Source organism: Ancylobacter aquaticus (genome assembly GCF_004339465.1).
In the GTDB taxonomy this organism is placed as follows: domain Bacteria; phylum Pseudomonadota; class Alphaproteobacteria; order Rhizobiales; family Xanthobacteraceae; genus Ancylobacter; species Ancylobacter aquaticus.
The window spans coordinates 700,890-722,694 of sequence record NZ_SMFY01000001.1 but is presented as its reverse complement, the minus strand read 5'-3'; the positions used below and the strand labels follow the sequence as shown (position 1 = coordinate 722,694).

The window sequence follows — 21,805 nt, the reverse complement described above, 5'->3', positions numbered from 1 at the left end:
GGAGACATGACATGCGTCATTCCCACACGATGCGTCACGCGCCCGAGCGCTCCACCCGCAAGGCGGGCCTTGCGGCCGTCCCGCAGCGCCGGCGCCTTCATCACCCCAATTTCGAGATCAAGGGGATGCAGGGCTGGAAGGCGCTGGAGGCCGAGGAAAGGCTGTCGGAAGACGGCTGGCGCAAGGAGCAGCAATGGGCGCTCGACATGGGCCTGCCCGGCGCCGACTCGATCACCGACAAGTCGATCCCGACCTTTGCGCGCGGCGAGCTTCCGCATTTCGCCGGCATCAACACCTTCATGAAGGCCCCTTACGTCGAGAATGTCCGCGATGTCGGCCGTTACGACGCCGCCGTGCTGGGCATTCCCTTCGACTCAGGGACCACCTACCGCCCCGGCACCCGCTTCGGGCCGCAGGGCATCCGCCGCATCTCGGCGCTCTACACCCCTTATAATTACGAGCTGGGCGTCGACCTGCGCGAGCAGATGACGCTGTGCGATGCGGGCGACGTGTTCACCATTCCCGCCAATCTGGAAAAGAGCTTCGACCAGATTTCCAAGGGCGTCAGCCACGTCTTCTCCTCCGGCGCGCTGCCGATCATGCTGGGCGGTGACCATTCCATCGGCTTTCCCTGCGTGCGCGGCATCGCCGAATGCACGTCGAAGCGCATCGGCATCATCCATTTCGACCGGCATATCGACATCCAGGAAAAGGATCTCGACGAGCGCATGCACACCACGCCCTGGTACTGGGCGACCAATTTGCCAAATGTCTCGCCCAAGAACCTCGTGCAGCTCGGCATCGGCGGCTGGCAGGTGCCGCGCTATGGCGTGCAGGAGGCGAGGAAGCGCGGCACGAACGTGCTGACCATCGACGATATCGAGAAGATCGGGCTGGAGAAGGCGGCCGAGATCGCGCTCGAACTCGCCTGGAAGGACGCCGATGCGGTCTACATCTCGTTCGATGTCGACAGCATCGACTGCGGCTTCGTGCCCGGCACCGGCTGGCCCGAACCCGGCGGTTTCCTGCCGCGCGAGGCGCTGAAGATCCTCGGGCTGGTGGCGGCCGAAGGACTGTGCGGGCTGGAAGTGGTGGAGGTATCCCCGCCCTATGACACCTCGGACATCACCGCCCTGTTCGCCACCCGCGTCGTGGTGGAAGCGCTCGGCTCCATGCTCGCCCATGGCAAGCTGGGCAGCCACAAGCACATGATCGACAAGCCGGTGAGTTTCTGAACCCGCGCCTCGAAGCACGCAGAAGGCCTAAAACATATGCATCGTGGCCACGACCATCATCACCACGACCACGGCGCCGGCGCCGGCGGGCACAGCCATTCCCACGCTGAAGCCCATGCGCATTCCCACGGCCATAATCACGGCCAGCCGCCGCGCGCCGCGCAATGGCAGACGCCGCATCTGCCGCAGCCGCCGGAAGAGGTTGGGCACGCCCCCGTCGAGTCCGACCTCGATCTGGTGGAAAAGGCGTTCGTCGAGAGCTTCGCCACCGCCAGCGACCCGACCAGCTTCCTGCGCCTCGCCCGCATTCCGTTCGACGCCATGACGGCGGAGGGCACGCGGGTCAGCCTGCTGCGGGTCGAGACCGGCGAGACCACCGATGTGGGGGCGGTGATGCCGCATCTGGGCGGCGGCAGCTTCCGCTACGACCCGCTGCCCGCCGCCATGACCTCGCTCCGGCGCACGCTGCGCTTCGTCTATTTCAACGGCAGCGCCTCGGTGCCGATGACGCTGGCGCAGGTGCGCAGTCTCGCGGAGACGTGAGCACGGCGCGTTTCCAATAGGCGCGCCCGATCGCCGCGTCGGGGGGCTGCCGGGTTGATCGGAACGGCTCCAAAGTTCATGGTGCCCGGACAGTGCCTCGCTGGGTCGCCGGCGATGCCCAGTTGGGATGCGCCATGGACTACGCCCGTTTCTTTCAGGATGCCGTCGATACGCTCAAGAATGAGCGTCGCTACCGCACCTTCGCCGAAATCGAGCGCGACACCGCGCGCTTCCCGCACGCCATCTGGCACACGCCGCAGGGCAAGCGCGACATCGTCATCTGGTGCTCCAACGACTATCTCGGCATGGGCTGCCACGAGGCCGTGGTGGAGGCCATGTGCACTACGGCCCGGCAGACCGGCGCCGGGGCGGGCGGCACCCGCAACATTTCCGGCAACAGCCATGCCGTGGTGGAGCTGGAGGCGGAACTTGCCGACCTGCACGGCAAGGAGGCCGGCCTCGTCTTCACGTCAGGCTATGTCTCCAACCAGACCGGCATCGCGACGCTCGCCCGGCTGATCCCCGACTGCCTGATCCTGTCGGACGCGCTGAACCACAATTCGATGATCGAGGGCGTGCGCCAGGCCGGGCGCGACAAGGTGGTGTTCCGCCATAACGACCTTGCCCATCTGGAAGAGCTGCTGCGCGCCGCCGGCGAACGGCCGAAGCTGATCGTGTTCGAGAGCATCTACTCGATGGATGGCGACGTCGCCCCCATCGGCGCCATCTGCGACCTCGCCGAGCGCTACGGCGCCATGACCTATCTGGACGAAGTGCACGCGGTCGGCATGTATGGCCCGCGCGGCGCCGGTGTTGCCGAGCGTGACGGCGTTATGCACCGTATCGACGTGATCGAGGGCACGCTGGGCAAGGCGTTCGGCGTGGTCGGCGGCTACATCACCGGCACGCGGGCGGTGATGGACGCGGTGCGCTCCTACGCGCCCGGCTTCATCTTCACCACCGCGCTGCCCCCGGCCGTGGCGGCGGCGGCCGCCGCCTCCGTGCGCCACCTCAAGGCCTCGCCCAATGAGCGCACCCGCCAGCAGGCGCAGGTCGCAAAGGTCAAGCGGGCGCTGGATCTGGCTGGCCTGCCACAGCTTGTCACCGACACGCATATCGTGCCGATCATGGTCGGCGATGCCGAGGCCTGCAAGGCGGCCAGCGACATGCTGCTGGCCGAGCACGGCATCTATATCCAGCCGATCAACTACCCCACCGTGCCGCGCGGCACGGAGCGGCTGCGCATCACCCCCGGCCCGTTCCATGACGACGCGCTGATCGCCCATCTCGCGCATGCGCTGACGGATGTGTGGAGCCGGCTCGGGCTCGGCTTCGTCAAGCGGGCGCAAGCGGCGGAATAATCCGCCGCCAAAGGCAAACATCCGGCGGAGTAATCCGTCGCGCTTCAGTCCTTTGGCTCGGTCTTGTCGATGTCGAGATTCTCGGACGGGATGGCTGCCCGGCCGAAGAACAGCCGGGCAATGACCGGGATCGCCAGCGCGAGGCCGAGAAAGCGCACGAGATGGTGCGCGGCCACGAAGGCCGGGTCCATGCCGAGCACGAAGGCCATGATGGTCATCGCCTCCAGCGCGCCGGGCACATAGGCCACCAGCACCTTGGGCAGCGGCTCGTCGGCGAGCCAGGCACCGAGCACGGCGAAGGCCAGCGCGACGGCGGTGGCGATGAAGAGCGCCACCAGCGAATCGACGAAAAAGTGGCGCAGCGTGGCGATGCGCGTGCCGGCAAAGCGGCTGCCCGTATTGGCGCCCAGCACCACGAAGCCGACGATCAGGAAAATGTCGGGCAACCGCCCCTCGATCAGCCCGAAGCCGTGCACCAGCGCGCTCGCCAGCATGGCGCCCACCATGGCGCCGCCGGGAAAGCGGCTGCGCTCGGCGAGAAACCCGCCAAAGATGCCGACGCCGAGCGAGGCGAGGAAATTCGTCAGGTCCGGAACCACCGGGTTGATCGGCAGCGTGCCCGACGGTTCATGGCCGAGCCCGCCGATCGCCGCCGGCAGCAGCGCCACCAGCACGAACAGCCGCAGCGACTGGCCGAACACCACCCGCCGCGTATCGGCGCCGGAGCTTTCCGCCAGCACCAGCACGGTGGAGAGCGCACCCGGCGCGGCGGCGAAGAAGGCGCTGCGCCGGTCCCAGCCGGCGACCTTCTCCAGATAAAGGATCACCGCCCCCATCATCACGGGGACGGACGCCACCAGCACCGCCATTGTTACCGGCCAGGCGGTGATGCCGCTCATCGTCTCGGGCGTAATCGCGGAGCCCATCGAGGTGCCGAGGATGATGTACACGCCAAGCCGCGTGTTCTTCTCCACCCCGACCGGCGCCCCGAGCAGCGCCGCCAGCGCCGTCGCCACCAGCGCGCCGGAGAGCCAGCCCGCCGGCATGGCGAGAAAGGCGAAGAAGGCGCCGCCGGCAAAGGCGAGGGCCAGCGTCGCGCCATACCAGGCGAGGCGTTTGGCGGCGGGCAGCTTCAGAAAGACGGGAAGGGGCATGGGGCAGGAACCGGCGGCACGCTGGGCAGGCGCGCGGAGCCACCTGCGTCGTCACGACATTTGCGGCGGATCAATGCGACGAATGCCGGTCCGGGTCAAACTCCCTGCATGCATAACGCAACCCTGATCCATGCAGAGCGGGCCGTGCCCCGCTACACCTCCTACCCCACCGCGCCGCATTTCACCGGCGCGATCCGGGCCGGCGCGCATGCCGACTGGCTGGCCGTCCTGCCGGCGCAGGCCGATGTCTCGCTCTACCTGCACGTGCCGTTCTGCCCGGCGCTGTGCTTCTATTGCGGCTGCACCACCAAGGCGACGCGCCGGGCCGAGCCGGTGGCCGCCTATGCCGAACGGCTGGAGCGCGAGATCGACCTCGTCGCCGCGCGCATCGGCACCCGCGCCGTCACGCACATCGCCTGGGGCGGCGGCACGCCGAGCCTGCTGGGGACGGCAACGCTGAAGCGGCTGGGCGAAAAGCTCGCCGAGAACTTCCGGCTCGACCGGCTCGCCGAACACGCCTTCGAGCTCGACCCGCGCGAGACCGACGCAGGGCTGGCCGACGCGCTGGCCGCCATGGGCGTCGACCGGGTCAGCCTCGGGGTGCAGGATTTCAGCGCCCATGTGCAGCGCGCCATCGGACGCATCCAGCCCTTTGCCACGGTGGAGCGCGCCATGCGCATGCTGCGCGAGGCGGGCATTTCGGCGATCAATCTCGACCTGATGTATGGTCTGCCGCACCAGAGCGAGCGCGACATACGCCGCACCACCAGGCTCGCCACGCTGCTGGCGCCGGACCGGCTCGCCTTGTTCGGTTACGCCCATGTGCCGTGGGTGCGCGCCAACCAGAAGAGGATCGACGAGGCCGCCCTGCCCGGTGCCGCCGAGCGGCTCGACCAGTCTGAGGCAGCGCGCGAGGTGCTGCTGGCCCATGGCTATGTCGCCATCGGCCTCGACCATTTCGCCCGCGCCGACGATCCTCTGGCCCGCGCGGCAGCCTCCGGCCAGTTGCGGCGGAATTTCCAGGGCTATACCGCCGACCGGGCCGATGTGCTGATCGGCCTGGGCGCCTCGGCGATCAGCCGCTTTCCGCAGGGCTTCACCCAGAACGCGCCGGACGCCGGTTCCTATATGCGCGCCATCGACGAGGGCGGCTTCGCCACGGTGCGCGGCATCGCCTTCACGCCCGAGGACCGCCAGCGCGGCGCCCTCATCGAGCGGCTGATGTGCGACCTCGAAGTCGATCTCGACCCCTCGACCCTCGCCGAGGCTGCGCCGCGCCTCGCCGGCCTCGCCGCCGACGGGCTCCTCACTTTGGAGGGTCGGCACGTCGCCATGACCCCCGGCGGGCGTCCCTTCGTGCGCCTCGCGGCGGCCGCGCTGGACCACCGGCTGCAAAGCCAGAGCGCCGCCCGTCATTCGGCGGCGGTGTGACGACATCGGCGAGGAAAAAGGCGCCCCGCGTCGTGGGCGCCCAGTTGCTGGAAGGCTATTGCTGGAAAGGATGGCGGAAGGCGCCGGCGGGACAGGGTGCCGCGCGAAGCTGGAGGGCTCAGAGCGCCCCGGCGAGGCGGCGCATGCTACCTCGATCCTGGATGCGCACTTCATCGGCGCGCTGCAGCACCACGAGGCCGCGCCGCTTGAGCTCGGAAAAGGCCCGGCTCACCGTTTCCAGCGTCAGGCCGAGGAAATCGGCGATCTCCTGCCGCGTCATGGACAGATGCAGCGTCGTGCCGACCATGCCGTCCGGCATCAACCGCAGCAGGAAGAAGGCGACGCGCTCCAGCGCCGACATGCGGCCGAGCATCAGCGCGTGTGCGTGCATCACGCAGAGCTGCGCCTCGAAGCGCCGCAGCAGCCGTGCGGCCAGCACCGGGTCTCGCTCCAGCGCGCCGCGCTCATGGGTGTTGATGGTGGCGGGGGTGAGCGTCTCGGCCGAGCACGCATAGATATCGGCATGGGCGAGGCCGAACACGTCGCCCGGGCCGAGCAGTTCCACCACCTGGCGGCGCCCGTCCGGAAGCAACTTGCTCAGCATCACCGCGCCTTCGACCACTTCCATGATGCGGCGAGCGGGATCGCCCTCATGCAGCACGGTGACATGGGCGGCGATCCGCACGGTCGGGCAATGGGGCTCGGTGCCATAGGGCGGGCGCACGGTGCCGCCGGTGCGTTCGTCGATGATCTGTCGCATCTGTCTGGCTCCACCCCTTGATCTTGCGCAAGGCTAGAGCGCCAGGAGGGGCGGCGCAGTTCGGGGGGCTGCGTAAGGGACTTTGCGGAGCGGCGCCGGAAACGGGGCCGCCCGCCCCGCCGATTCCCGCCGGCGCGGCGCGTCAGGGGGCCGGCAGCACGCCGGCGATGGCGTCGACATCGAGCGGCTTGCGCATCACCCCGTCCGGCACCAGGCCACGCAATTGATGGTCGATGAAGCCCTGCGACTGGCCGGTGATGACCACCACGCGCGGCGGCGCGGCGAGGTTGAGCAGCCAGCGCACCAGATGCGCGCCCGATATGCCGGGCAGGCTGAGATCCACGATGACCGCGTCCCCTGCCTCGGGCAAAGGCCCCTTGAACAGGCTTTCCGCGTCGCGATGGGAGACCACCGAGTGACCGATATTGCGCAGGATGAGGGCGAGCGAATCGCTCACCCCGGCATCATCCTCGACCACGTGAACACGCAAGGGCTGCCTCCCGCTCTTTAGCGCAGAGGGTGGACAAAGAGCGGGGGCGTCAGCAATTCGTAGGGATGCGTAGAGGCCGGCACGCTGCACAGGCGGCAGCCGCGCCGCCCTATCAGTCGCGCATGTCCTTGAGGACGATACGCACGAGATCGGCGGCGTTCTTGGCGCCGAGCTTTTCCATGATGCGCGCGCGGTGCACCTCGATGGTGCGCGGTGAGATGCCGAGCGTGCGACCCGCTTCCTTGTTGGAGGCGCCGGAGGCGATCTGCACCAGCACCTCGCGCTCGCGCGGGGTGAGCAGGTCGTGGCCGGGGAAATGCGCGGTCAAGAGGTCGCCGGGTTCGGCCGAGGCGCGCCGTCCATGGGCGGCGATGGCGTCGCGCACCCGCTCCAGCACGGTGTCTGCGTCGAACGGCTTCTCGATGAAGTCGAGCGCCCCGTGCCGGATGGCGTCCACCGCCATGGGAATATCGCCCTGCCCGGAAATGATGAAGATCGGCGCCGGGTAGCGGTCGGCCTCCAGCTCTTTCAGTATGTCGAGGCCGGAGCGGCCCGGCATGTGCACGTCGAGCACGATGCAGGAAGGAACATGGGTGCGGGCGACCGAGAGAAAGGCGGCACCGTCCGAAAAGCCGCGCACATGATAGCCCTCAAGGCTCAGTACGAGCGAGAGCGCATCGCGCACCGCGGCATCGTCGTCGACGATGAAGACCTCACCCAGATGCGCCATCAACGCCCCCCCTCAACCGACCTCGTCCGGCATCGCCGCCGCCGGCAGGACCAGCGAGAAGCACGCGCCGCTGCCGTTGCCACCGGGATCGACCAGCAGGTCTCCCCCGTGGTTCTGGGCGATCGTCCGCGAAATCGCAAGGCCGAGTCCCATGCCGCGACGTTTTGAACTGGCGAAGGCCTCGAACAGCTTCGGCAGCGCTTCCGGCGCGATGCCGGGGCCGTTGTCCTGGACTTCCAGCACCACGCTGCTCTCGCTCGCGCGTGTGCGGATCCGGATCGCCGGATCGGCAACGCCTGCGGCGGCCTCGATGGCGTTGCGCACCAGATTGACCACGATCTGCTGGATCTGCACCGGATCGACCGAGACCGGCGGCAGGTCCACGCCCGGCTGGCGGTCAATGCGGATGCGGTGGCGCTGGCCGAGCAAGGTGAGGTCGATCGCCTCGTCGATCAGCGGATCGAGCGGGCGCACATGGCGCTCGGGGTCGCGCTTTTCCACGAACTGCCGCATGCGCTGAATGATGTGGCCGGCGCGCTCGGCCTCGCCCGCCGCCTTGTCGAGAATGTCGCCCAGCACCGTCACGATATCGACGCCCCGGCTATGCGCGCGGCGGATCGCCTGCAGATAGAGCATCAGCGCGGTCAGCGGCTGGTTCAGCTCATGGGCGATGGCGGCCCCCATCTCGTCGATGGCCGAGACGCGGGCGAGGTGGACGAGTTCGCTCTGCAGGTCGGCGAGCCGCTGCTCGCTCTCCTTGCGCGGGCGCAAATCGCGCAGGATACCGATGAACTGCCGCCCGTCCGGCGTCGCAGCCTCGCCGACCGACAGTTCCAGCGGGAAGACGGTGCCATCGGCGTGCAGCCCCTGCACCTCGCGGCCGATGCCGATGATCTTCTTCACCCCGGTGCTTATGTAACTGCCGACATAGGCGTCGTGGTCGCGGGCATACTGGGTCGGCATGACCAGCTTGACGTTCTGCCCGACCGCCTCGGCGGCGGAGAGCCCGAACATCGTCTCGCAGGCCTTGTTGAAGATGAGAATGCGCGCGTGCTCGTCGATGACGATGATGCCGTCGGCAGCGGTATCCAGCACCGAGAGCAGCCGCGCCTCCGAGACGGTCGGCGGGCGCAGCGCTTCGGCAGGTGGCGCGAAATCTTTCATGATTTCAGTCTGCTCCGCCGGGGCGCGGGTCGCAACCGTTCACCGCTGCAGCCAGCGCACCAGCCGGTCGGTTGCCTCGCTCATCTGCGCCTCGCCGCGGGCGAAGCACATGCGGATATAGCTCTCCCCGCCCGGGCCGAACGCCGTGCCGGGGGCGAGGCCGATGCCTGCCTCGTCGACCAGCTTCAGGGCGAGCGCGCGCATGTCTGCCTCGCCCTCGACGCCGAAGAACATGTAGAAGGCGCCCGGCGGCGAGGCGAAGCGCACCCGGTTGGACGCGGCCAGCCCCTTGGCCACGATGTCGCGCCCGCGCCGCGCCCTCTCGATCTGGTGGGTGACGAAGCTTTCCCCCCGCTCCAGCGCCGCCACGCCGGCCCGCTGCATGAAGGCCGCGACGCCGGAGGTGGAATACTGGATCAGGTTTTCCAGCACCGGCCCGAGCGAGGGGTGCGCCTCGATCCAGCCGAGCCGCCAGCCGGTCATCGCCCAGTTCTTGGAGAAGGTCTGCACGAAGAGGATGCGGTCGTCTTCCTCCATCACGTCGTGGAAGGAGGGTGCGAGGGCGGGCCCGGCCTCCTCCGCTTCGTAGAAGAAGCGGCCATAGATCTCGTCGGCCACGATCCACAGCCCGTGCCGGCGGGCAATATCGAGCACGCCGCGCAATGTATCGACGGAGGCGACAAAGCCGGTGGGGTTGGCCGGCGAGTTGATGAAGATGACCCTCGTGCGCGGCGTCACCGCGCTCTCCAGCCGGTCGAGATCGAGCCAGAAGCCACGCGCCACATCGAAGGAGAACGGCACGAAGACCGGACGCGCGCCGACCACCTCGGCCGCTGCCGCCGCATTCGGCCAGGAGGGCGAGGGAATGAGTATTTCATCGCCGGCCGACAAGGTAAGCGCCAGCGCCACCTGGATCGCCTGCATGCCCGAGCCGGTGACGTAATAGCGCTCCGGGTCTTCCGCCACGCCATAGAGGCGGTGCATGTAGCGGGCAAGCGCTGCGCGCAGCTCCGGAATGCCGCGCTGCCAGGTGTAGAAGGTCTCGCCCGCCGCCAGCGAGCGGGTCGCCGCCTCGCTGATGAAGGCCGGGGTCGGCAGGTCGCCCTCGCCGGCCCAGAGCGGGATCAGCCCCTCGTGCCGGCGGCCATAGTTCATTACCTCGACAATTCCGCTTTCCGGCAGGGAGAGCGCCTGCGGGCGGATATGGTCGAGCAGCGAGGGCTTGGCGAGAAAGGGGGCGTCGGCGGACATGGGGAAACCTGACAGAGGGCGCGGGCCGCCAGCCTACAACCGACGGGCGCCATGGATTCATCAAAAGACGTGACCCGTCGATGAATGGAAGCGATGGATCGCGCCAGCGCCCTCAGCCTTCCTCCTCGGCGATGCGCAGGAGATAGGCGCCGTACTGGGATTTTTTCTGCGCCTCGCCGAGCGTGCGCAGCTGGGCCGCATTGATGAAGCCGGCGCGGAAGGCGATCTCCTCCGGCGAAGCGATGCGCAGCCCCTGCCGGCTTTCCAGTATCTGCACGAACTGCGCCGCCTCGATGAGCGATTCCGGCGTGCCGGTGTCGAGCCAGGCGAAGCCCCGGCCCATCATCAGCACGTCAAGCTCGCCGCGCTCCATATAGGCGCGGTTGACGTCGGTGATCTCGATTTCGCCGCGCGGCGAGGGCGTCAGGCCGGCGGCGATTTCCACCACCCGGTTGTCGTAGAAATAGAGCCCCGTCACCGCGAGATTGGAGCGCGGCACGGCCGGCTTTTCCTCGATGGAGATGACCTTGCCGCCCTCGCCCATCTCTACCACGCCGTAACGCTCGGGGTCCTTGACGGGATAGCCGAACACGGTGGCGCCGCTGGCGCGGCCGGCCGCCTTGCCCAGCAGTTCCGGCAGGCCGTGGCCGAAGAACAGATTGTCGCCCAGCACCAGCGCCACGGGATCGTCGCCGATGAAATCGCGCCCGACGATGAAGGCGTCCGCCAGCCCGCGCGGGCTCTCCTGCGTCGCATAGCTCAGCGACAGGCCGAACTGCGCGCCATCGCCCAGCAGCTTCTGGAACAGCGGGCCGTCATGCGGCGTGGTGATGACCAGAATGTCCCTGATGCCCGCCATCATCAGCGTGGTCAGCGGATAGTAGATCATCGGCTTGTCGTAGACCGGCAGGAGCTGCTTCGACACCACCAGCGTGATCGGGTGAAGCCGCGTGCCGGAGCCGCCGGCGAGGATGATGCCCTTCATGTCGCGGTCCTTGTCCCGTGAATTCAGCTCGCCGGCGAGGCCAGCAATTGGTCGACCACCTCGGCCACCCGGTCTTGCCAGGGCGCGGGGCGATAGCCGCTCGCCTGCGCGAAGGCTTCGCTCGACAACTCCGAATTGGCCGGCCGGCGCGCCGGGGTCGGGTAGTCCACTGTCGCGATCGGCACGATCTCGGGATGGCGGCCGGTGTGCAGGCCGGCCCGCTCCAGTATCGCGGCGGCGAAGGCGCACCAGTTCGTCGCCCCGGTGCCGGCGAGGTGATAGGTGCCGGGCGCCAGCGTCCCGGCGGCAAGCGGCACGGCGGCGGCCAGCAGGCCCTGCGCGATGTCGACGGTCGCGGTGGGACAGCCGCGCTGGTCGGCGACGATGGTCAGCCGGTCGCGCTCAGCGCCAAGGCGCAGCATGGTCTTCAGGAAATTCCCGCCATGGACGCCATAGACCCATGAGGTCCGGATGATGAGATGGCGCGCCAGCCCCTCGCGTACCGCCCGCTCGCCCGCCTCCTTGGAGGCGCCATAGACGCCGAGCGGGGCGACGGGGTCGCTTTCGACATAGGCGCCTTGCTTGGTGCCGTCGAACACATAGTCGGTGGAGAGATGGATCAGCGCCGCGCCCTGCGCTGCGCAGGCATCCGCGATCAGCCCCGGCGCCACCGCGTTGATGAGATGGGCACGCTCGGGCTCGCTTTCCGCCCGGTCCACCGCCGTATAGGCGGCGGCGTTGATCACCACGTCCGGCCGCGCGGTCGCCAGCGCCCGCGCCAGTGCGGCGGCATCTGATATGTCGAGCCCGGCATGGTCGAGCGCCACGAGGTCGTGGCCGGCCTCATTCGCGCGCCCGGCGATCTCGCGGCCGACCTGCCCGCCGGCGCCGAGAAGCAGAAGCCGGGTCATGTCGCGAGCCCGATGCGCTGGCGGGCGTAGCGGGCCTTCAGCGGCTCCCACCAGCCCGGATTGTCGAGATACCAGCGCACGGTCTTCTCGATGCCGCTCTCGAAGGTCTCCGCCGGCACCCAGCCGAGTTCGCGCTGCAGCTTGCCGGCGTCGATCGCGTAGCGCGCATCATGGCCGGGGCGGTCGGTGACGAAGCTGATGAGCTTTTCGCGCGCGCCGAGGCGAGGGTCGGGCACCAGCCGGTCCATGATGGTGCAGATGGTGCGCACCACGTCGATGTTCCGGCGCTCATTATTGCCGCCGACATTGTAGCTCTCGCCCGGCCGACCGCGCGTGGCGATGAGGTCGAGGGCCGCCGCGTGGTCGTCGACATAGAGCCAGTCGCGCACATTCTCGCCCTTGCCATAGACCGGCAGCGGCGCGCCTTCCAGCGCGTTGAGGATGGTGAGCGGGATCAGCTTTTCCGGGAAATGATACGGCCCGTAATTGTTCGAGCAGTTCGACATCACCACCGGCAGCCCATAGGTGTGGAACCAGGCCCGCACCAGATGGTCCGAGGAGGCCTTGGAGGCCGAATAGGGCGAATTGGGCTGGTAGGGCGTGTCCTCATGGAACAGCCCTTCCGCGCCGAGCGTGCCGAACACCTCGTCGGTGGAGATGTGGTGGAAGCGGAAGCGCCCGCGCGCCGGCCCGTCCAGCCCGCGCCAATAGGCCAGCGCCTCTTCCAGCAGGGTGTAGGTGCCGACGATGTTGGTGCGGATGAAGTCGCCCGGCCCGTCGATCGAGCGGTCGACATGCGACTCGGCGGCGAGGTGCATCACGAGGTCGGGCCGGAACTCCGCCAGCGCGGTGCGGAAGGCGGTGCCGTCGCAGATATCGGCCTCGACGAAGCTGTGGCCAGGCAGGTTGTGCACCTCGGCCAGCGAGGCAAGGTTTCCCGCATAGGTGAGCTTGTCATAGGTCAGCACCTGCCGGCCCTGCCGTACCAGACGGCGCACCACGGCCGAGCCGATGAAGCCGGCGCCGCCGGTGACGAGAACGCGCTGGGCGGGAACGCTCATGGCCTCACGCTCCGGCCGGCTCAAGGGTGAAGGGCGTCGCATAGTCGTGCAGCAGTGGCGCGGCCCGGTCCTTGCCCGACAGGATCGCTGCCCCGGGCGCTACCGGCCAGTCGATGCCGAGCGCAGGATCGTCCCAGCGAATGCCGGCATCGTTGGCCGGCGCATAGGGGGCATCGACCTTGTAGGCGACCAGCGTGTCCGGCTCCAGTGTACAGAAGCCATGGGCGAAGCCGTGCGGCACCAGCAATTGCTCCCCCCCGGCGGCGGTCAGCGTCGCCGCAACCCACTGACCATAGGTCGGCGAGCCCTTCCGGATGTCGACCGCTACGTCGAAAATGGCGCCGCGCACCGCCCGCACCAGCTTGGCCTGCGCCATGGGCGGTGTCTGGAAGTGCAGACCTCGCACCACGCCGACCTCCCGCGAGAGCGATTCATTGTCCTGCACGAAGGCGATGTCGATGCCGAAGGCGTCGAATTCCGGCTTCTTGTAGGTCTCGCAGAAATACCCCCGGTCGTCGCCGCGCCGGACCGGCTGGACGAGAATGACATCGGGAATGGCAAGGCGGGTGAAGGTCGTCATGTCGCTCTGCACTCGACGGGAACTCCCGCGCTTCTAGGGCATTTTGCGCGAAGGTTGATAGACTTTCGCGCCGAGAAAAGGCTTCGGCTTGCTGATTGCGGAGCCCGCTTCCTATCAGGCGACCCCACCCGATCGGAAGGGGCTCCAGCCTGTCTCGTGCCGCCTGAACCGGCCTCACACGGCCGGCGGAGGCGCGGCGGGGGCGGCGGGGGCGGTCTCGGCCTTCCGGGCGAGAATGTCGCGGATTTCCGCCAGAAGCACCTCCTCCTTGGTCGGCGGCGCGGGCGCCGGCGGCTCCTTCGCGGCGTTGCGGCGCAGGCGGTTGATGCCCTTCACCACCAGAAAGAGAATCCAGGCGATGACGAGGAAATTGATGACCACAGTGAGGAAGTGGCCATAGGCAAACACCGCGCCCTGCTCACGCGCGGCGGCGAGCGAGTTGGCGGTGACGCTGGACGACAGCCCGACAAAGTAGTTCGAGAAATCGAGCCCCCCGAACACGGCGCCGACGACGGGCATGAACAGGTCGGTGACGATCGAGGAGACGATCTGCCCGAAAGCAGCGCCGATGATCACGCCGATGGCGAGATCGACGACATTGCCCTTCACCGCAAATTCGCGGAATTCCTTAAGAACCGTGCTCATGACGCCCCCGGTTTGCTTCACCCAGTGCGGGCCACTGTGATACGCCGCGCGCCGGCCCGCAACTCCGGAAGATGCGGCCGCCGCCGCGCGCACCGCGCTTGCCGGACGCCGCGCACCCGGCGCATAAAGGCAGCGGCTCCACGCCGCCGGGAGAGTGCATGCTTCAGGCATGGTCGATCATCGCCGTTGCGCTCGTCTATATCGGCTTTCTCTTCGCCGTGGCGAGCTTCGGCGACCGGCGCCTGCCGCGGCGTGGGCGCGAGGGGCGGCCCTATATCTATTCGCTCTCGCTGGCGGTCTACTGCACCTCCTGGACCTTCTTCGGCTCGGTCGGCCTCGCCACCACGCAGGGCATCAACTTCCTGACCATCTATATCGGGCCGATCCTGGTCTTCGCGCTGGGCACGCCGTTCCTGCTGCGCGTGGTGCGCCTCGCCAAGGCGCAGAACATCACCTCGATCGCCGATTTCGTCGCCGCCCGCTACGGCAAGAGCCAGGGCGTGGCGGCGCTGGTGGCCTGCGTCGCCATTGTCGGCTCGCTGCCCTACATCGCCCTCCAGCTCAAGGCGGTTTCCGCCGCCCTTCTCGCCATGCTCGGCGATTTCGACGGGCTGGGGCTGCATTACCCTCTGGTGGGCGATCTGGCGCTGACCGTCGCGGTGGCGATGGCGGTGTTCGCCGTGCTGTTCGGCACCCGCCATATCGATGCTACGGAGCATCAGGAAGGGCTGATGCTGGCGGTGGCGACGGAATCCATCGTCAAGCTGGTCAGCTTTCTGGCGGTGGGGCTGTTCGTCGTCTTCGGCATGTTCGCCGGCCCGTGGGACCTGTTCGAGAAGGCCGCCGAGAAGGGCGTGCTGCCGGTGCTGACGGATGGCTTCACCCTGGGCAGCTGGGCGGCAATGACGCTGCTCTCGGCGCTCGCCATCCTACTGCTGCCGCGCCAGTTCCACGTCGCCGTGGTGGAGAACACGTCCGAGAACGAGATCCGCACCGCGCGGTGGCTGTTCCCGCTCTATCTCGTGCTCATCAACCTGTTCGTCATCCCCATCGCCGTCGCCGGCCTCATCGCCTTTCCACCCGGCTTCATTGACGGCGACATGTATGTGGTCACGCTGCCGCTGTCGGCGGGCGCGCAGGTGATGTCGCTGGTGGCCTTTGTCGGCGGCCTCTCCGCCGCCACCGCGATGGTGATCGTCGAGACGGTGGCGCTCGCCGTCATGGTGTCGAACGACATCTTCATGCCGCTGATGGTGCGCGGCCGGCGGCTGCGCGAGGGCGACGAGAGCGGGCGGGCCGGTGCCTCGTCCGACCATGTCGACATGGGCCACCGCCTGCTCACGGTGCGGCGCATCGCCATCTTCGCCATCCTGCTGCTGGCCTATCTCTACTACCGCGTCACCGGCGAGGCGCAGCTGGCGCAGATCGGCCTCCTGTCCTTCGCCGCCGTCGCCCAGTTCGGCCCGGCGCTGCTGATCGGCCTGGTCTGGCGGCGCGGCACCGGGCTCGGCGCGCTCGCCGGCATCGCCGCCGGCATCGCGCTCTGGGCCTATACGCTGCTGCTGCCCAATCTCGTCGATGCCGGCCTGTTCAGCCCGGCGCTGGTGAGCGACGGGCCGATGGGCCTCGCCTTCCTGCGCCCGCAGGCCCTGCTCGGCGTGCAGGCGAGCCCGCTGGTGCATGGCGTGCTGTGGAGCCTCACCGTCAACGTGCTGGTGTTCTTTGCCGCTTCCATGCTCCGCCGGCCCACCCCGATCGAACGGCTGCAGGCCAGCGTGTTCGTGCAGAGCGAGCACGTGCCCTCCGCCCCGAGCTTCCGGCTATGGCGCTCGCCGGTGACGGTGGGCGAACTCATCGCCACCGTCGCGCGCTATCTCGGAGAGGAGCGCACCCGCGCCTCCTTCGAGAGCGTCGCGGCAATGCGCGGGGTCTCGCTGGAGCCGGGACGCGAGGCCGATTTCCAGCTCATCCGCTATGCCGAGCACCTGCTCGCCTCGGCCATCGGCGCCGCCTCCTCGCGACTCGTGCTGTCGCTGATGCTGCGAAAGCGCACCGTCTCCACCAAGGCGGCGCTCAAGCTGCTGGACGATGCGTCCGCCGCCATCCAGTACAATCGCGAGATCCTGCAGACCGCGCTCGACCATGTGCGCCAGGGCATCGCGGTGTTCGACCGCGACCTCCGGCTCGTCACCTGGAACCGCCAGTTCGGCGAAATGCTGGACCTGCCGCCGGAAATCCTGCGCATCGGGGTGGGGATCGACCAGATCATCCGCTTCAACGCCACCGCCGGCCAGTTCGGCGCCGGGCCGGTGGAGGAGATCGTGCGCGAGAAGCTCTCGCGCTACGCCCGGCGCAATGTCGCGTTCCAGGAACGCCTCGCCCCGCGCGGCGTGGTGATGGAGGTGCGCGTCAGCACCATGCCGGATGGCGGGGTGGTCGTGACCTTCACCGACATCACCCCGACAGTGGAGGCGGCCGAAGCGCTGGAGCGCGCCAACGAGACGCTGGAACGGCGCGTGCGCGAGCGCACCAAGGCGCTGGAAAACCTCAACGCCCAGCTGGCGCAGGCGAAATCCGAAGCGGACGAGGCCAACATCTCGAAAACCCGCTTCCTTGCTGCCGCCAGCCACGATATTTTGCAGCCGTTGAACGCGGCCCGGCTTTACGCCACCAGCCTGGTCGAGCGCGCCGAGGTCGGCGACGAGGCCCGCCTCGCCCGCAATGTCGATGCCTCGCTGGAGGCGGTGGAAGAGATCCTGGGCGCGCTGCTCGACATTTCGCGGCTTGACGCTGGCGCCCACAAGCCGGAATTCGCCGCGCTGCGACTGGACGAGATCTTCCGCCAGCTCGACGTCGAATTCGCGCCGATGGCGATGGAGAAGGGGCTGCGTCTGACCTTCGTGCCAAGTTCGGCCGCCGTGCGCTCCGACCGGCGGCTGCTGCGCCGCCTGTTGCAGAACCTCGTGTCGAACGCCCTCAAATACACGCCACGCGGCCGGGTGCTGGTGGGTGTGCGGCGCCGGCGCGGCAAGCTGCGCATCCAGGTGCTGGACACCGGGGTCGGGGTGCCGCCGGGCAAGCAGAAGCTGATCTTCAAGGAGTTCCAGCGGCTGGACGAAGGCGCGCGGGCGGCGCGGGGGCTGGGGCTCGGTCTGTCCATCGTCGAGCGCATCGCCCGGGTGCTCGGCCACACTATCGCCCTGTCCTCGGTGCCCGGCAAGGGCTCGGTCTTCACGGTGGAATTGCCCACGGCCCCGGCCATCCCCGCCCGCGCGACGCCCTCGCCGCGCGCGAGCGTGCCGCTGGCAAGCCTGCAAGGGCTCTGCGTTCTGTGCATCGACAACGACCCGGCCATTCTCGATGGCATGGAGACGCTGCTCAGCGGCTGGGGCTGCGAGGTGCTGAAAGCCCCGGGAATCGACGAGGCGCTGGCCATGCTGCGCGAGCGGCGCACCCCGCCCGACGTGCTGCTGGTCGACTATCATCTCGACACGGGCGACGGCATCGACGCCGCCAAGCAGCTGCGCTGGAAGCTCGGCCAGGGCCTGCCGGCGGTGCTGATTACCGCCGACCGCTCCAAGCGCGTGCGCGACGGCGCACGGGCGACCGAGATGGAAGTGCTGAACAAGCCGGTGCGCCCGGCCGCGCTACGCGCGCTCCTTGCCCAGTGCCGCGCGGCGAGGGCAGCGGCGGAGTGAGGAGGCGTTCAGCCCTCCGCGTCGCTGAGCGCGGAAAGCGGGGCGCGCAGCGAGAGGACGACGCCGGTGGGGGCGTAGCTCAGTGTCGCGGTGCCGCGAAAATAGTCGCCCAGAAAGCGCTCGATGATGCGCGAGCCAAATCCCTGTCGGGTCGGCGGCGACACCGGCGGGCCGGATCGCTCCGCCCACTGAAAATGGAATTCGGGCGAAGACCCCGATCGGTCGATCGACCAGGTGATCTCGACGACGCCCAGCTCATTCGACAGCGCACCGTATTTGGCTGCGTTGGTCGCGAGTTCGTGCAGCGCCAGCGACAGGCCGAGGCTGCACCGCGACGACAGGCCGATGTCGGGGCCCTCGATCAGGAAGCGGCCGCCGTTCACGCCATGGGGCGACAGGGCGCTCTGCACGACATCGCGGACCGAGGCACGGGTCCATGTCATTTGAGTCAGGATATCCTGTGCGTTGCTCAGAGCCCCAAGCCGGGCGGCGAAGGTCGAGCGGGCGTCCTCCACCGTCACGCCGGATCGGATCGTCTGGTTGGCAATGGCCTGCACCATCGCCAGCATGTTCTTCATGCGATGCTTCAGCTCGAATGTCAGAAGACGCTGCTGTTCGGCAGTCGCCTCCTGCTCGCGGATGGCGGCTTCCTTCTCAGCCAGCGACTTGCGCAGTTCGAGCTGCGTCATGGCCTGGCGGGCGAGCAGCTTCAGGGTGCGGATCTGATGCTCGTCAAGCTGGCGGGGCCGGAAGTCGAGAACGCACATCGTCCCGATCGGCAGGCCACTCGGCGTCGTCAGCAAGGCGCCGGCATAAAACCGCAGGCCGGGCGCGCCCGTAACCAGCGGATTGCAGTCGAACCGCGAATCCTTTGTCGCATCCGGAATGATCAGCATGTCCGCTGCCAGGATCGCCTGACCGCAGAAGGAGGTTTCCAGTGGCGTCTCCCGGACGCCGAGACCAACCTCGGCCTTGAACCATTGCCGCGTCGTGCCAACCAGGTTCACCACCGCGATCGGCGTCCCGCAGACCTGAGAGGCGATCTGCGCCAGATCGTCGAAATCCTGCTCGCGCGGGGTATCCAGGATTTGATAGCTTTCGAGGGCGGCGAAGCGCTCCGCCTCGGTCCAGCCGGCGATGGGGGGAAGCCCGGTGCCGTGGCGCGGCATGTCTTCGCGCAGTATGTCTTGGCGCAAGATGTCTCTCAGTCTCTAAGACGACGCGGAAACCCCACCAACTGGGGCATTCGTGGAATGCGTCGCGGCGCTCACCGCCACATGCGCTATATAGGGCCGGGGCAAGGCAAGAATAGGGTCCGTTCGTTTCGGCGTCGGCGCTGGCGTGAAGGTCGCGAGCCGGCACGTGCTGGGGATTGCCGCGACGTTGGCGCCGCGCGTGCCCTCACCCCGCCGGCTGCGAACCCTGCGCCCAGGTGCCGCCCTCGATCTTGGAGGCGGCGATCACCGCCTGCGTACGGCTCTCCACCCCGAGCTTCTGCAATATGGCGGAGACATGCGCCTTCACCGTCGCCTCGGAGACGCCGAGCTCATAGGCGATCTGCTTGTTCAGCAGCCCTTCGGACAGCATCATCAGCACCCGCACCTGCTGCGGGGTCAGCGTGGCGAGGCGGGAGACGAGGGCCTGCGTCTCCTTGTCGGAGCCGCCGGCGAGGTCGACATCCGGCGGGGTCCAGGTGCGGCCCTCCAGCACGGCGGCGATGGCCTCGCGCATGGTTTCCACCGCGCTGGTCTTGGGGATGAAGCCCGAGGCGCCGAATTCCATGCAGTTGCGGATGACGCTGGATTCCTCGTTGGCGGAAACCACCACCACCGGAATGCCGGGATATTGCGCGCGTAAGTACATCAGCCCGGAAAAGCCGCGCACGCCGGGCATGGTGAGGTCGAGCAGGATGAGATCGAGATCGCTCTCGCGCTCCAGCAGCGCCTGAAGGTCCTCGAAGCCACCGGCCTCGAACAGCTCCGCCGCCGGAAACTGGCGGGACACCGCCTCACGCAGCGCGCCCCGGAACAGCGGGTGATCGTCGGCGATCACCAGCCGGAAACTCGTCGTCGTATCCACGCGCAGCGGCCCCTTCCACCTGCACAGACCCGCTCTCGGCGCAGGCCGGCGCCGCGATCATGGTGCGGACGGACCGCCACCGCAAGCCGCGAGGCCGGCAGGCCCGCAGCGGCCCGATCGCAGGTCAATGCTCGACCTTTAGTGGGCCTCGCCGACAAACGCCACAACCAATTCGCGCCGGTGCGGCCGCACCCGGTGCTCGACGAGATAGAGCCCCTGCCAGGTGCCGAGCGCCATGCGCCCGCCAATGACAGGCACGGCGAGATGGACGCCGGTGAGCACCGCCTTGATATGGGCGGGCATGTCGTCGGGCCCCTCAAGATCATGCACCCAGCCCGCATGGTCCGGCGCCAGCCGCTCAAATGCGGTGAGAAGGTCGGTCTTCACATCAGGATCGGCGTTCTCCTGAAGGGTGAGCGAGGCGGAGGTGTGCCGGCAGAACACCGTCACCTCGCCCTCGCTCGCCGCTATATCGGCCAGAAACGCCGCCACCGCCTCGGTGATTTCAGTAAAGCCGCGCCCGTTAGTGTCCACCGCGAGAAGGCTCGTGAACCGCCGCGTCACCGCGCTTTCAAGCACGTCGCCCTGCCGGATCCGCGCCATCGGCATGCCTCCTGTCACCCTTGCGCGCTGGACGTAGCGCGCCAGCTAGGCTTGGATAGACCCGATCAGCCCCTGATGACAGGTCCTTCGCCACGCCCTTTCCGGAGTGTCGCTTGCCTATGAGTTCAAAGCCTTCCCCGGTGCCGATGCGCGCCGCCGCCCCGCTGGCGGTCGATCCCGCCCTGTTCGACCCGGCCGCCATCGCCCCCGACACGCGCGCGGTGAATGCGAGCATCATCAAAGCGCTTGGCGCCGTGCCCGACCGCTGGGTGTTTCCGATGGCGATGCTGCGCAAGCTGCGCCTCGAAGGCAAGGGCCCGTTCCCGCTCTCGCCCGAGAGCCCATTGGCCAAGGTGGTCGAGATCGAGGGGCCGCACGGGCAAATCCCGCTGCGTATCCTCACGCCCCCGGCGCCGCCCAAGGGCGTCTACCTGCACATTCATGGCGGCGGTTGGTGCCTGGGCTCGGCGCGGGAGAATGATGGGCTGAACCATCGCTTCGTCGAGCGCACGGGCTTCGCCGTGGTCTCTGTCGACTACCGGCTGGCGCCTGAAATCCCCTACCCGGCCGCGCCCGATGACTGCGAGGCCGCCGCGCTCTGGTTGCTGCGCGAGGGACCGTCGCGCTTCGGCACCAACCGCTTCGCCATTGGCGGGGAATCGGCCGGCGCCAACCTCGCGGTCGCCACGCTGCTGCGCCTGCGCGACCGGCATGGGCTGAACGCGTTCCGCGCCGCCAATCTCAATGCCGGCGCCTATGATCTCGCGCTGACACCGAGCGCGCGGCGCTGGGGCGACGAGCCGCTGGTGCTCAACACGCGGGACATCAACGTGTTCGTCGGCCATTATCTGCGCGGAGGCAGCGATGTCGCGTCTCCCGATGTCTCACCGCTCCAAGCCGATCTTACGGACCTGCCGCCGGCCCTGTTCACCATCGGCACCCGCGACGCGCTGCTCGACGACACGCTGTTCATGGCGCCGCGCTGGCTTTCCGCCGGCAACGCCACCGAGCTCGCCGTCTATCCCGGCGGCTGCCACGTCTTTGTCGGTTTTCCCGGCTCGCTGGCCGATCAGGCGCTCGCCCGCATCCACGCCTTTGTCGGCACCTGCTAGAGCACTTTCTCG

The 21,805-nt window shown here is 68.3% G+C and carries 20 protein-coding genes; 6 read left to right on the top strand and 14 right to left on the bottom strand.

The annotated features are described in order from the left end of the window. Positions 1–11 precede the first annotated feature (11 nt). From EV667_RS03345 to hemA, 3 genes are all read left to right on the top strand, one after another. Entirely contained in the window at positions 12–1,235 is a 1,224-nt protein-coding gene (locus tag EV667_RS03345; RefSeq protein WP_425358995.1) for an agmatinase family protein, read from the top strand. Between the two features lie 36 nt (positions 1,236–1,271). Next, a complete protein-coding gene (locus EV667_RS03340; protein ID WP_131833895.1) occupies positions 1,272–1,778 on the top strand; it encodes a hypothetical protein in 507 nt (168 codons plus the stop codon). Positions 1,779–1,912: 134 nt separating this feature from the next. Beyond that, positions 1,913–3,139, top strand: coding sequence for a 5-aminolevulinate synthase (gene hemA, locus EV667_RS03335; protein WP_131833894.1), 1,227 nt, complete (start codon positions 1,913–1,915; stop codon positions 3,137–3,139). A gap of 44 nt (positions 3,140–3,183) precedes the next feature. On the opposite strand, the gene EV667_RS03330 is transcribed toward hemA, so the two are convergent. Continuing rightward, positions 3,184–4,293 carry an AbrB family transcriptional regulator gene (locus tag EV667_RS03330; protein WP_131833893.1) on the bottom strand — a complete coding sequence of 370 codons (1,110 nt, stop codon included), beginning with the start codon at positions 4,291–4,293 and terminating at the stop codon, positions 3,184–3,186. Between the two features lie 108 nt (positions 4,294–4,401). Here EV667_RS03330 and hemN point away from each other — a divergent pair, with 108 nt between their 5' ends. Next, entirely contained in the window at positions 4,402–5,724 is a 1,323-nt protein-coding gene (hemN, locus tag EV667_RS03325; protein ID WP_131833892.1) for an oxygen-independent coproporphyrinogen III oxidase, read from the top strand. 118 nt (positions 5,725–5,842) lie between these two features. Here hemN and EV667_RS03320 read toward each other — a convergent pair whose 3' ends face one another. From EV667_RS03320 to mscL, 10 genes are all read right to left on the bottom strand, one after another. Then, positions 5,843–6,484, bottom strand: coding sequence for a Crp/Fnr family transcriptional regulator (locus tag EV667_RS03320; RefSeq protein ID WP_131833891.1), 642 nt, complete (start codon positions 6,482–6,484; stop codon positions 5,843–5,845). Between the two features lie 142 nt (positions 6,485–6,626). Continuing rightward, positions 6,627–6,974, bottom strand: coding sequence for a response regulator (locus EV667_RS03315; RefSeq protein WP_245515951.1), 348 nt, complete (start codon positions 6,972–6,974; stop codon positions 6,627–6,629). Between the two features lie 112 nt (positions 6,975–7,086). Continuing rightward, a complete protein-coding gene (locus EV667_RS03310) occupies positions 7,087–7,704 on the bottom strand; it encodes a response regulator transcription factor (RefSeq protein ID WP_018389128.1) in 618 nt (205 codons plus the stop codon). A 12-nt stretch (positions 7,705–7,716) separates the two neighbouring features. Further along, positions 7,717–8,868: a two-component system sensor histidine kinase NtrB gene (locus EV667_RS03305; protein ID WP_131833890.1), complete on the bottom strand. Its 1,152-nt coding sequence runs from the start codon at positions 8,866–8,868 to the stop codon at positions 7,717–7,719. Positions 8,869–8,907: 39 nt separating this feature from the next. Then, the gene (locus EV667_RS03300) at positions 8,908–10,119 is read right to left on the bottom strand and encodes a pyridoxal phosphate-dependent aminotransferase (protein ID WP_131833889.1); all 1,212 of its coding nucleotides are present in this window, start codon (positions 10,117–10,119) and stop codon (positions 8,908–8,910) included. Positions 10,120–10,231: 112 nt separating this feature from the next. Beyond that, entirely contained in the window at positions 10,232–11,104 is an 873-nt protein-coding gene (gene rfbA / locus EV667_RS03295) for a glucose-1-phosphate thymidylyltransferase RfbA (RefSeq protein ID WP_131833888.1), read from the bottom strand. Positions 11,105–11,127: 23 nt separating this feature from the next. Continuing rightward, positions 11,128–12,015 carry a dTDP-4-dehydrorhamnose reductase gene (rfbD, locus tag EV667_RS03290; RefSeq protein WP_131833887.1) on the bottom strand — a complete coding sequence of 296 codons (888 nt, stop codon included), beginning with the start codon at positions 12,013–12,015 and terminating at the stop codon, positions 11,128–11,130. Further along, positions 12,012–13,076: a dTDP-glucose 4,6-dehydratase gene (rfbB, locus tag EV667_RS03285; protein WP_131833886.1), complete on the bottom strand. Its 1,065-nt coding sequence runs from the start codon at positions 13,074–13,076 to the stop codon at positions 12,012–12,014. The genes rfbD and rfbB overlap by 4 nt, the downstream gene beginning before the upstream one ends. A gap of 4 nt (positions 13,077–13,080) precedes the next feature. Next, positions 13,081–13,656, bottom strand: coding sequence for a dTDP-4-dehydrorhamnose 3,5-epimerase (gene rfbC / locus EV667_RS03280; RefSeq protein WP_131833885.1), 576 nt, complete (start codon positions 13,654–13,656; stop codon positions 13,081–13,083). Between the two features lie 174 nt (positions 13,657–13,830). After that, positions 13,831–14,301 carry a large conductance mechanosensitive channel protein MscL gene (mscL, locus tag EV667_RS03275; protein WP_131833884.1) on the bottom strand — a complete coding sequence of 157 codons (471 nt, stop codon included), beginning with the start codon at positions 14,299–14,301 and terminating at the stop codon, positions 13,831–13,833. A 158-nt stretch (positions 14,302–14,459) separates the two neighbouring features. Here mscL and EV667_RS03270 point away from each other — a divergent pair, with 158 nt between their 5' ends. Further along, the gene (locus EV667_RS03270; protein ID WP_131833883.1) at positions 14,460–17,999 is read left to right on the top strand and encodes a hybrid sensor histidine kinase/response regulator; all 3,540 of its coding nucleotides are present in this window, start codon (positions 14,460–14,462) and stop codon (positions 17,997–17,999) included. A gap of 8 nt (positions 18,000–18,007) precedes the next feature. Here EV667_RS03270 and EV667_RS03265 read toward each other — a convergent pair whose 3' ends face one another. The 3 genes from EV667_RS03265 to EV667_RS03255 all read right to left on the bottom strand — a co-directional run bounded on the left by EV667_RS03265 (position 18,008) and on the right by EV667_RS03255 (position 20,681). After that, positions 18,008–19,195: an HWE histidine kinase domain-containing protein gene (locus tag EV667_RS03265; RefSeq protein WP_245515950.1), complete on the bottom strand. Its 1,188-nt coding sequence runs from the start codon at positions 19,193–19,195 to the stop codon at positions 18,008–18,010. 205 nt (positions 19,196–19,400) lie between these two features. Beyond that, positions 19,401–20,078, bottom strand: coding sequence for a response regulator (locus EV667_RS03260; RefSeq protein ID WP_131833882.1), 678 nt, complete (start codon positions 20,076–20,078; stop codon positions 19,401–19,403). Between the two features lie 138 nt (positions 20,079–20,216). Beyond that, positions 20,217–20,681: a secondary thiamine-phosphate synthase enzyme YjbQ gene (locus tag EV667_RS03255; RefSeq protein ID WP_131833881.1), complete on the bottom strand. Its 465-nt coding sequence runs from the start codon at positions 20,679–20,681 to the stop codon at positions 20,217–20,219. Positions 20,682–20,800: 119 nt separating this feature from the next. Between EV667_RS03255 and EV667_RS03250 the strand changes: the two genes are divergently transcribed. Further along, positions 20,801–21,793 (top strand): alpha/beta hydrolase, encoded by a 993-nt coding sequence (locus EV667_RS03250; RefSeq protein ID WP_131833880.1) that lies wholly within the window; start codon positions 20,801–20,803, stop codon positions 21,791–21,793. The last annotated feature ends 12 nt before the right edge of the window (positions 21,794–21,805 follow it).